Source organism: Vibrio sp. 10N.222.52.C3, assembly GCF_041474195.1.
In the GTDB taxonomy this organism is placed as follows: Bacteria; Pseudomonadota; Gammaproteobacteria; order Enterobacterales; family Vibrionaceae; genus Vibrio; species Vibrio crassostreae_C.
The window spans coordinates 16,506-27,375 of the sequence record NZ_JBFRTQ010000123.1 but is presented as its reverse complement, the minus strand read 5'-3'; the positions used below and the strand labels follow the sequence as shown (position 1 = coordinate 27,375).

At 45.2% G+C, this 10,870-nt stretch carries 7 protein-coding genes; 3 read left to right on the top strand and 4 right to left on the bottom strand.

Going from position 1 to position 10,870, the window contains the following annotated elements:
- Window positions 1-118 precede the first annotated feature (118 nt).
- Entirely contained in the window at window positions 119-1,438 is a 1,320-nt protein-coding gene (tolC, locus tag AB4517_RS18110) for an outer membrane channel protein TolC (RefSeq protein ID WP_136982227.1), read from the top strand.
- Between the two features lie 129 nt (window positions 1,439-1,567).
- Here the strand turns inward: tolC and hldE are convergent, their stop codons facing one another.
- The 3 genes from hldE to AB4517_RS18095 form a co-directional block, all read right to left on the bottom strand.
- Complete coding sequence (hldE, locus tag AB4517_RS18105; RefSeq protein WP_050649505.1) at window positions 1,568-2,998, bottom strand: bifunctional D-glycero-beta-D-manno-heptose-7-phosphate kinase/D-glycero-beta-D-manno-heptose 1-phosphate adenylyltransferase HldE; 1,431 nt, start codon at window positions 2,996-2,998, stop codon at window positions 1,568-1,570.
- Between the two features lie 121 nt (window positions 2,999-3,119).
- The gene (gene glnE / locus AB4517_RS18100; RefSeq protein WP_102393657.1) at window positions 3,120-5,969 is read right to left on the bottom strand and encodes a bifunctional [glutamate--ammonia ligase]-adenylyl-L-tyrosine phosphorylase/[glutamate--ammonia-ligase] adenylyltransferase; all 2,850 of its coding nucleotides are present in this window, start codon (window positions 5,967-5,969) and stop codon (window positions 3,120-3,122) included.
- A 225-nt stretch (window positions 5,970-6,194) separates the two neighbouring features.
- On the bottom strand, window positions 6,195-7,451 hold the full coding sequence (locus AB4517_RS18095) for a methyl-accepting chemotaxis protein (RefSeq protein WP_102321460.1): 1,257 nt from the start codon (window positions 7,449-7,451) through the stop codon (window positions 6,195-6,197).
- Between the two features lie 97 nt (window positions 7,452-7,548).
- On the opposite strand from AB4517_RS18095, the gene AB4517_RS18090 reads away from it, so the two are divergent.
- Window positions 7,549-8,298, top strand: coding sequence for a potassium channel family protein (locus AB4517_RS18090; RefSeq protein ID WP_102321461.1), 750 nt, complete (start codon window positions 7,549-7,551; stop codon window positions 8,296-8,298).
- Window positions 8,299-8,349: 51 nt separating this feature from the next.
- Here AB4517_RS18090 and AB4517_RS18085 read toward each other — a convergent pair whose 3' ends face one another.
- The gene (locus AB4517_RS18085) at window positions 8,350-9,867 is read right to left on the bottom strand and encodes an inorganic triphosphatase (protein WP_017069482.1); all 1,518 of its coding nucleotides are present in this window, start codon (window positions 9,865-9,867) and stop codon (window positions 8,350-8,352) included.
- 207 nt (window positions 9,868-10,074) lie between these two features.
- Between AB4517_RS18085 and AB4517_RS18080 the strand changes: the two genes are divergently transcribed.
- Window positions 10,075-10,755: a TIGR00153 family protein gene (locus tag AB4517_RS18080; protein WP_010434644.1), complete on the top strand. Its 681-nt coding sequence runs from the start codon at window positions 10,075-10,077 to the stop codon at window positions 10,753-10,755.
- The last annotated feature ends 115 nt before the right edge of the window (window positions 10,756-10,870 follow it).

The window sequence follows — 10,870 nt, the reverse complement described above, 5'->3', positions numbered from 1 at the left end:
AATAAATATTGCACAAGTGGACAGTTAACTGTAAAAAAGTGCAAAGTTTCGAGTAAATTACCACCAAACTGGGTTAAACTCTTCTAAAGAAAATTCCATAAAAGGCAGGAATAGGAAAATGAAAAAACTGCTTCCACTATTTATCAGTGCAGCAATTGGCAGCCTGAGTTCGTCAGCTTTTGCTGATACGCTAGCTGAAGTTTACGACCAAGCAAAACAGAACGATCCACAACTTCTTCGTTCAGCAGCGCAGCGCGATGCCGCTTTTGAAGCAGTAACGTCAAGCCGTAGCTCTTTGTTACCGCAAATCAATTTGACTGCGAACTACGACATTAATCGTGGTGACTATAAAGACGCAAGTAATGACAACAACCAATGGGGTGTTGGAATTGGTTTCAGTCAAGAGCTTTACCAGCGTTCTTCTTGGATCACTCTAGACACGGCAGAGAAAACTGCTCGTCAATCTGATTCAGCTTACGCGGCAGAACAACAAGCTTTGATCCTTCGTGTTGCAACAGCATACTTCGAAGTACTTAGAGCTCAAGATAACCTAGAGTTTGTTCGTGCAGAAAAAGCAGCGGTTGCTCGTCAACTAGAACAAACTAAGCAACGTTTTGAAGTGGGTCTTTCAGCAATCACCGATGTACACGATGCACAAGCTCAGTACGATGGCGTTTTGGCTGATGAAGTTCTTGCAGAGAACGACCTAACAAATAGCTACGAAGGTCTACGTGAGATTACAGGTCAGGAACACTCTAACCTAAGCATCCTAGATACTGATCGTTTCTCAGCAAGCAAATCTTCTGAGTCTGCTGTTGCACTTGTTGAACAAGCAGAACAAAAGAACCTTAGCTTATTGGCTGCACGTATCTCTCAAGACGTAGCAAAAGATAACATCTCTCTAGCAAGCTCTGGTCACCTACCAAGCTTAACGTTAGATGGTAGCTACGGTCTTGCAGAACAGACCGACAGTTCTAACAGCACAAATGATTACGACTCTGATAACCTAAACATCGGTTTGAACTTAGTTGTACCTCTATACACGGGTGGTAGCACAACTTCTTTGACTAAACAGGCTGAATACAACTACGTTGCAGCAAGTGAAGATCTAGAAGCGACTTACCGTAGCGTTGTAAAAGACGTACGTGCATTCAACAACAACATCAGTGCTTCGATCGGTGCTCTACGCGCTTACGAACAGTCTGTAGTTTCTGCTCAGTCTGCTTTAGAAGCAACAGAAGCTGGTTTTGATGTAGGTACTCGTACTATCGTTGACGTACTAGACTCGACTCGTCGTCTATACGATGCGAACAAAAATCTTTCAGATGCTCGTTACAACTACATCCTAAGTGTACTTCAGCTTCGTCAAGCGGTTGGTACGCTAAGCGAACAAGACATTGTTGATGTAAACGCAGGTCTAAAAGTAGCAAGTAAGTAATTATTAATTACTTAAGTTACCCCTACAAAAATGCCGCTCATTGAGCGGCATTTTTATTATCTATTGAAAGCTAATTCTCAACCTAGCTCAAAGTTAAGCCTTGAGACTAGAAAACGGGAAGGCTAAGAGTTAGCCTCGACCACCTTTAATCGCTTTAATGATTTCAGTCGTAGAGCAACCATCTTCAAAGTTAAGTACTTTAACTTCACCACCAGCAGCAATCACTTCCGCACCACCAGCGATATCTTCAGGTTTGTAATCACCACCTTTCACAAGAATACTTGGCAATACCTCAGAGATTAAACGTTGAGGTGTATCTTCAGAGAATGGGACAACCCAATCAACTGCACCTAAGCCAGCCAATACCGCCATACGACGATCAGTTGGGTTCACAGGGCGACCTGGACCTTTCAAGCGTTTCACTGATTCGTCAGTATTCACCGCAACGATCAAACGATCACCCAGCTCAGCCGCGTGATTCATGTAAGAAACATGACCAGCATGCAAAATATCAAAGCAGCCATTGGTCATCACCACCTTCTCGCCTTTCGCACGAGCACGCTTCACCGCTTCAACCAGTGCCGCTTCAGAGATAACACCGTAGTCTGTGTCTTGACTACCGTGAATCGCTTCCGCTAGCTCAATCGTAGATAGAGTAGATGTACCAAGCTTACCCACTACCACACCTGCAGCAGCGTTCGCCAGTGCACACGCCTCGTCCAGTGGCTTGCCAGCAGCAACAGAAGCCGCCAGTACCGAGATAACCGTATCGCCTGCACCCGTCACGTCATACACTTCTTTCGCTTGAGTCGGCAAATGGAATGGTTCTAAACCTTTGCGAAGCAAAGTCATACCATGTTCGCTGCGCGTTACCAACAAAGCCTCGAAATCAAACTCTTCGATTAACGCGAGTCCTTTTTCGATCATTTCTTCTTCAGATTTTACTTTGCCAGCCACCAACTCGAACTCAGCCATGTTTGGTGTAAGCAACGTTGCTCCACGGTAGCGTTCAAAGTCTGCGCCTTTCGGGTCGATAAACACAGGAACTTTTGCTGCGCGCGCTTTTTGGATAAAGCTCTGCACGTGCTCCAACGCACCTTTTGCGTAATCAGATAGAATTACCGAGCGCACATTTGGAAGCGCTTGCTCCATACGAGATAAAACCAGCTCAGGATCCGTATTCTCAAATTTATCTTCAAAATCAAGGCGAATTAGCTGCTGACCACGGCTCATCACTCGCAGTTTAGTAATGGTTGGGTAATCTTCTAACTCAACGAAATCACATTTAACCTTTAGTGCGCCTAAGGTATTTTTTAACACCTCAGCAGGCTCATCTTTACCGGTCAAACCAACGATATGAGCATGGCCACCAAGAGAAGCAATATTCATTGCTACGTTGGCTGCACCACCAGGACGCTCTTCGTTATTTTCTACTTTTACAACGGGTACAGGCGCTTCTGGTGAAATACGGCCAGTTGGGCCATACCAGTAACGGTCAAGCATTACGTCACCGACAACAAGAACGCCTGATTGGCTGTAGTCAGGTAGAATTGGTTTCATTATGGATCTCCAAAAATCGAATCTGGCTAGAGTCTAGCACACTGATTACAGAGGCTAAACTATAGATAAATGAGTAAAAGCCTATCAAGATAGGTACATCCGTCATTACTGTATGACTGGGTTATGCTTCCATCCACTGCTTCCATGCTTGAACAACATGTTCTCTTTCCATTTCAAACTTTTCAATCGCCACATCCGCATCAAGATTAAGTAGATTACGGTGGTGGATTTCATCTCTTAATGTTGTATAAGCATGGGTTAATGCCATGCCTTGCTGCTCGTCCATAATCCCTTGTGACAACAAGCTTTCGAAGATTCGTACATTGTCACACCAACGAGTAAGCTTTGGCTTCTCATTGCTGTATCTAAGCACTAAGTATTGCGCCAAGAACTCAATATCAGTAATACCGCCCGCATCTTGTTTAAGCATGAATCGATCGGCTTTTTTACCGCCTAAATGGCCACGCATTTTTTCACGCATATCCACAACTGACTTTTTGAGTGTTGCCTCATCTCGTGGCAAGCACAAAACCTCATGCCTAGTTTTGTTAAACGCAGATACCAATAAGTCATCACCGTAAATCATACGAGCACGAGTGAGGGCCTGGTGCTCCCATGTCCACGCGTCATTGTGCTGATACTCGTCAAAGGCATCGGTTGGACTCACCAATAGACCAGATGCACCAGAAGGGCGTAGGCGAGTATCGACTTCGTACAAAATGCCAGAAGCAGTTCTGGTCGAGAAAATATGAATAATACGCTGCGCTAATCTTAAGTAGAATTGGCGTCCATCGATCTCTTTCTTTCCATCAGTATAGATGTGTACCGGGCAGTCGTGCATGAACACGATATCGAGATCGGAGTTATAACCAAGCTCCCAACCACCGACTTTGCCATAACCAACGACAGCAAAACCGCGACCTTCGCGATCTTTAACATGGGTCGGTTCACCAAACTTGGCGGATACTTGTAACCAAGCTTGATTGACCCCCGCCTCCACAATGGCTTCTGCTAAGTAGGTCAGGTGATCACTGACCTTCATGACAGGTAGAGCACCCGCAATATCCGCGGCTGCAATTCTCAATATACAGGTCTGCTTAAACTGACGCAGACCTTCCATCTGTTGCTCCATATCATCTTCAGGGATACGGGCTAGATAATCACGCAACTCGGTCTTGTAAGACTCTAAAGGCACGGGATTGTAGAGTTGCTGAGGGTCGATAAGTTCATCTAACAGAATTGGATAACGACCCAACTGCTCCGAAATCATCGGGCTTGCCGTACACAGGCGAACTAGCTGAGTCAACGCGGCAGGGTGTTCATCTAGTAGTTCAAGGTAAGTGGTACGCGTAACGATTTTATGCAGCAGATGCAGTACTCGCGACAAACCAAACTCGGCATCCTTAGCGGTGTACAGCGCTTGAAACACTTTCGGCATCAGTCGATTGAGGACTTCCCGCCCACGAGGGCCAAGAGTCTTTTTAGCCAAATCGGCTTTAAACTGAATGATCGTTTTCGCCGCATCAGGCGGGCTCGCGACCGCAATGTCGTGTTCCAACACGTGCTCAATTACATCGGGTTTATGGGCCATATCCCACAACTCGCTAAAGTGGCTCGCGATCGGATTAGCGTCATCTTCATCAACGCCAATTAGGTCTTCGAACACGGTATGTACATTCGCCATATGGGCGCGAGTTGCCACAATCAAGCTATCCCAATCGGAAAATTGCATGGCAACCGCAAGCTGCAGTTGTTCGAATTCACCGTCAGGTAAGGTTTGAGTTTGCTTATCAGCCATGGCTTGTAACAGGTTCTCAAGGCGACGCAAAAACAGATAAGCTTCACGTAGGTGCCCCACCTCTTCAGACTCTAGCAGATGAAGGGATTCAATCGCACTTAAGGTTTCGAGTAACCCTCGACCGCGTAAGCTAGGCTCGCGTCCACCACGAATCAATTGGAAGACTTGTGCGATAAACTCAACTTCACGAATACCACCAGAGCCAAGCTTGATGTTGTTCGAGAGACCACGACGACGCACTTCGCTGCTGATCATAGACTTCATTCGGCGCAGAGATTGAATCGCACTAAAATCAATATAACGGCGGAACACAAACGGGCGTAGCATTTGGCGAAGCTCTTGATACTCAGGGTACATCTCACTGCCCATCACACGCGCTTTGACCATAGCGTAGCGTTCCCAATCGCGACCTTGTTCTTGATAGTAATCTTCTAGCGCAGCGTAACTCATGACCAGTGGACCACTCTCACCGAATGGACGCAGGCGCATGTCTACTCGATAACAGAATCCATCGAAGGTTTGCTGATCAAGCGCCTTAATAATACGTTGCCCGAGACGTGTAAAGAACTGCGCATTGGCAATGCTGCGTCTTGCACCTTGGGTTTCACCATTCTCTGGGTAGGTGAAGATCAGATCGATATCGGAAGAGAAGTTAAGCTCACCGCCCCCTAGCTTGCCCATACCAATGATCAACATCGGCTGTGCTTCGCCTTGTTCATTACAAGGTGTGCCCCACTCTTTACAACAAATATCGTACTGCCATTGGTAGGTTTCGAAGATCATCGCCTCAGCCAACATCGATAGATGATTTAGGCTCTGCTCTAGCTCCCACGAACCCATAAAATCACGCCAAGCAATGTAGGTCATTTCTCGATTTCGGAATTGACGCAGCACGCGCTGACCGCTCATTTCATCGGTGCAACTAGAAAGTAATTCAGCCAAGCGTTCTCGGTATCCTTCAGCGCGTTCTTCGCATGCCAACATATTAGGTAAGTCACCACATAAAACCGTATCACGCTGCAGGCAATCACCAATAAAACAGCTTAAACCGAGTACACGTTTAAGATCTTCAGTCAGTGGCTCAGACCAAGTATTGATGGCTTCACTTTGATGCTCTAATAATTGCTCAAAAGCAGACTGGGAGTGAGTGATGAGTTGAGAAGGCAATGGCATGTTTCTTCCTTGTATAAGCTGCGCGCCGAACAATCGGTTTATCGATTCAGTTCTTCAATAACGAGTTTTCATAACTAAAGATAAGTTATACCAAAGTTACGCCAATAAAAAACGCCCACATTAGCAATGTGGGCGTTTTATCGATTAACTTATCTGGTTGAGCTTACAACCGAGAAACAGTCTCTGGGAATTAGCCTTTGACGGATGAAGATTGGGTGCTGAGGACTAAACCTTAAATTGCTTAATCTTACCGTCGAGTTCTTGCGCGTTACTTTCCATAAGCTGAGAGGTCTCGAGCAGTTCACCAACCACCACAACTGAAGCTTCAACAAGCTCGCGTACATTGGTCAGGTTGACGCTCATCTCTTCAGCAACACTGCTCTGTTGGCCTGCAGCGGTCGCGATCTGGAAGTTCATATCATTGATTTGATTGACTTGGCTTACAATGCCGTCAAGCTCACTTCCCGCGTTAGTCACCAGATCAACACCTTCAGCCGCTTCAACAACACTCTTCTCCATCAGTTCTACCGCAGAGTTAGCGCTGCTTTGTAGATGACTGATCATGTCTTGAATCTCTACCGTCGCTTGCTGAGTGCGCTGTGCAAGGTTACGAACCTCATCAGCAACAACCGCAAAACCACGACCCGCTTCACCGGCACGTGCCGCTTCAATTGCAGCGTTCAATGCTAGTAGGTTTGTCTGTTCTGAAATGCCTTGGATAGTACCAACCACACTGCCAATTGAGTCAACGCGTTCTTCTACTTGGTTTACCGCTGCTGCAGATGCTGCGATATCTGAAGATAGCTCACTCATCTTAGACACTGATCCTTGAACGAACTTCTGACCAGTAAGAGCTTGGCCTGATGCCTGTTCAGTCAATGACGAAGCGCTTTGTGCATGCTCAGCGACAGTTTGCACCGTCGACGTCATCTCACTCATTGCTGTTGCCAGTTGATCGATCTCGTTGAACTCTTCTTGAGCTGACTCTTTGGTTTCAGACATGCTGATGGTCATCACTTCCGTCAGAGCAAACAGCTCATCAGAAGAGGCCACCTGAGTTTTGATCATGTCGTTCAGTTGGACGCGAGTTTTTTCAAGTTCGCGTGCCACATCGCCGTATTCATCTTTACAGTCCATTTGAATCGGCACTGAAAAGTTCTTATCTGCCATGGTTTTAATGGCGTCATTAAGGTATTGAGTCTGGCGCAGCATAACGCGCGCCGCTGCTAACAGAAGAACCACAAACACAATGATCATCAAGGCTGTTTGCCAAGCCACTTGAACTAGGTAAGTCTCGTAATGCTGTTGTGCGACTTGCGCATTGTTCGTTACAGCAAGCAATGAATCGTAAAACGTACTTGCGTCCCATAGCTGCTTCGAAATGATCAAGATAGTGCTGAATATCATCAACATGACCATTTTTGGAACGAGACGAACGTCAGAGATTACCCTTTCCCACGGCTTGAATGACAGTTTAGTCATTGTCAGTTCTCCATTAATTCTTATATATTGATGGCTTCTATATCCGCGAGGTGGCTATGTCAGTCAAAGTTCGCGATTTATTTTGAGCCTCGTATGAATGTTGAATAATACCAAAGACGCCACCAAGCCGATGAGCTTATTGTCACTGATTCTCTCTTTCTTAGCGTTATTTGTGATCTCAGGCTTATTGTTCGTACCGATCGATAAAGAATCGAAACAAGTCCTTATCGGCCTCGATTTTATAATCTGTAGTGTTTTTCTTTTTCAGCTCACAATTGATCTATTTAGATCACAAAACAAAAAAGAATTTCTAAAAGTACACTGGATCGATTTCTTAGCAAGTATCCCAATGATCGAGCCTCTTCGTTTCGCCCGTATTTTTCAAATTCTGCGAGTCATCTTAGTTCTGCGTTCAAGTAAACGTATTTTCAGAGAGTTATTTCGTAATAGGAAAGAGACCACTTTCGCTTCCATCATTCTGCTTTTGGTGATCTTACTGACTATCGGTGCTGGCACGATCCTGCTATTGGAACACAAAGATCCGAACGCCAACATCACTACAGGTCATGATGCTTTATGGTGGGCGTTTGTGACCATCAGTACTGTGGGTTATGGCGACCATTACCCAGTGACAACTTCCGGTCAGTTAGTGGCTTCAATGGTGATCATCTGTGGTGTCGGTGTGTTTGGTATGATTTCAGGCTTGATTACTTCTTTGATCACCTCCCCAACTCATCATGAGAATCAACGAGCGGAAAACAAAGAGAAACACCTTGAGAAGATCATCGAGCAGCAACAGAAAATCTTAGAGCGACTCGAAAAACTTGAGCAACAAACAAAAAAATAGGGCCGGAGCCCTATTTTCAAATTCATACTTCTATTGATACAGGTATCGAGTTTAGTCTTGCCAGTATGGCTCAACCTCAACACTGATTTGGCGTGTCTGTTCCATCGCATGCAGAATGGACACTTCTTGACGAGCTAACCAACGCTCTAGCTGAAGCTTCTCATCGCCTTCCAGCTTCTCAGTCAAAGGCTCTAATGTTTTAAGTGCCAGCAAGTCATCAATGCCTTGCACCATATCGGCCCAAGGTAAACGGAAACTGTTTCGCTCAGCGTCATCATACAAACTCGCGAAACCAACACCAGAATATAGGTTTCGCATCAAACGGTATTGCTGCTCAATATACGCTTGGCTGGTCATCACTCGCTCTGGCGGGAAAGCTTCCATCAAGTCTGCCCATGTGCGATCGAGTTGCTGCACGGAAAACCATTCGATACCACGACCCATTTGCTCACGCGCTTTCTCATCTAAGAAAGGCTGCCAGCCACGAGACAAGATCCAACGGCTCAAATCTAACAATAAACCGGTGTAACGAGCAGAGCTCAGCAAGGTAAGCAGATCTTCACGATCTGGCAGTTGCTCTTGCATCTCTTTAAGCTCAGCGACTAAGAACTTACGCGCATCGAGTTTACGTAGTACATGGCCTTTATCTTCCAGCAAGTCTTCGAAGTGATCATAGCTTTTCAGCCAGTCGAGCTCTTGCTCAAGCCACTTCAACTCTTGACGTAAAATCGCACTTGCTCGTCTAGGGACAATGCCGCCATAGATAGTGAAAGTTTGGCGAATAAAACTCAGCGAGTGACTGATCTCATGCAAAGCTTCAATCGATTGACGCTCTGTGAAAATCTGCTCGTGATAATGCCAATGAGCGAGAGCATGCTCTAAAGATTGAATAAAACACGATTCAACGGTATCACTTTTGTCAGTATCAACTAAGGTCAAAGGAGTAACTTCATCTCCTTGATAACCTTGAGCAAGACGGTAACCCTTAGCTGCTTTACTTAGGTTACCCAAACGCATGCCACCTTGTTCGCAGAATTGGCGAGACAATGTAAATAGCGCATCCGTTTGACCGGATTTAAGTTCCAATTCGACTTCGCAAATCGGTTCTTGCAGGTCGCCTGATTCAACAAAGCCTTGATCGAATGCGACCTCGACTTGGCTACCATCAGGCATACCAATCAACCACTGCTCACGCGTGAAGTTGGTAGAAAACAGAGGAGTCAGCTCAGCTTGCAACGTTTCGATGTCTTTACCTGTTGGCCAGATATCCTCTGGGTGCAGGGCTAGCTTAGGTTCGTTGCTGTCGTGTTCTGCATTGTATTCAGGCCTTTGATGCAGGCCAGCAACCACACGACCAGCAGTCTTTACGGTTTGTACAAATACGTCATCAAAGCGTCGAATGCGTAAGCCTGTATCGTGCTTACGTAGCCAGTTGTCAGCGGTGTCAAAGTAGATGTTACCTAGCTCACGACAACTGTGCTGAAGTACTTTAGTTTCAGCAATTTTATTGCGTAAAGTCTCTGAAAATTCAGGAGAAACAAAAAACTTCAGTTCTATCTCGGTTTCCATAGTTATACCTTTCTGTGAAGATAGGGACAGGATATTGCCAATTTGAAAAGTCGGCAAGTCAGAAATATCGCCCTTATGATGATCTAAAACAGTTTTAATGAGAGATTGATTAGGTTAACATGCGCGACTTTGTAGCCATCGCTTAACATTTCACCATGAATATGGTGTATGTTGTTTTAAGGTTATTATTTATTAGGTTGGATGACCATGCCAGTAAATACAATTATGGGGTTATTTGCAAAGTCCCCAATTAAACCTTTGCAGCGTCACGTAGTATGCGTGAACGAATGTTGTTCTCACCTAGTTAATTTCTTTGAAGTTTCTTCAAAAGGTGACTGGGAAAAAGCATCAGAAATTCGAGCTCAAATTTCTCACCTTGAGAAAGAAGCTGACGTACTAAAACGTGAAATTCGCCTTAAACTTCCTCGTGGTTTGTTTATGCCAGTTGATCGCACCGATATGTTGGAGCTATTAACTCAACAAGACAAACTCGCAAACCTAGCGAAAGACATTGCTGGCCGTGTATATGGTCGTCAACTTGTCATTCCTGCTCCTATGCAAGAAAACTTCATCGCTTACGTTAAACGTTGTCTAGATGCAGCGAACCAAGCACAAAACGTAATCAATGAATTAGACGAATTACTTGAGACTGGCTTTAAAGGCCGTGAAGTAACACTCGTTGCCGAAATGATTCATCAATTAGATGTAATTGAAGATGACACGGATGCGATGCAGATCGAACTACGCCAACAACTAATGGCAATTGAAGGCGATCTGAATCCAGTTGATATCATGTTCTTATACAAAATTCTTGAATGGGTTGGTGGTATTGCAGATCAAGCACAGCGTGTAGGCGCTCGTCTTGAAGTAATGCTTTCTCGATCTTAAATCATACGTTAACCATATAACGAAGAGCATTTTTTGAACAAACCACTTATGCGCTGAGTATTCCTCTCGCTGAGCGGTTTTTTGCGTCTAAATTTGTTCCGCTTGTTATCAAACA

Excerpts from the sequence above, each read along its gene's own strand:
- tolC (WP_136982227.1), top strand. The coding sequence starts at position 119 with ATGAAAAAACTGCTTCCACTATTTATCAGTGCAGCAATTGGCAGCCTG.
- hldE (WP_050649505.1), bottom strand. The coding sequence starts at position 2,998 with ATGAAACCAATTCTACCTGACTACAGCCAATCAGGCGTTCTTGTTGTC.
- glnE (WP_102393657.1), bottom strand. The coding sequence starts at position 5,969 with ATGCCATTGCCTTCTCAACTCATCACTCACTCCCAGTCTGCTTTTGAG.
- AB4517_RS18095 (WP_102321460.1), bottom strand. The coding sequence starts at position 7,451 with ATGACTAAACTGTCATTCAAGCCGTGGGAAAGGGTAATCTCTGACGTT.
- AB4517_RS18090 (WP_102321461.1), top strand. The coding sequence starts at position 7,549 with ATGTTGAATAATACCAAAGACGCCACCAAGCCGATGAGCTTATTGTCA.
- AB4517_RS18085 (WP_017069482.1), bottom strand. The coding sequence starts at position 9,867 with ATGGAAACCGAGATAGAACTGAAGTTTTTTGTTTCTCCTGAATTTTCA.
- AB4517_RS18080 (WP_010434644.1), top strand. The coding sequence starts at position 10,075 with ATGCCAGTAAATACAATTATGGGGTTATTTGCAAAGTCCCCAATTAAA.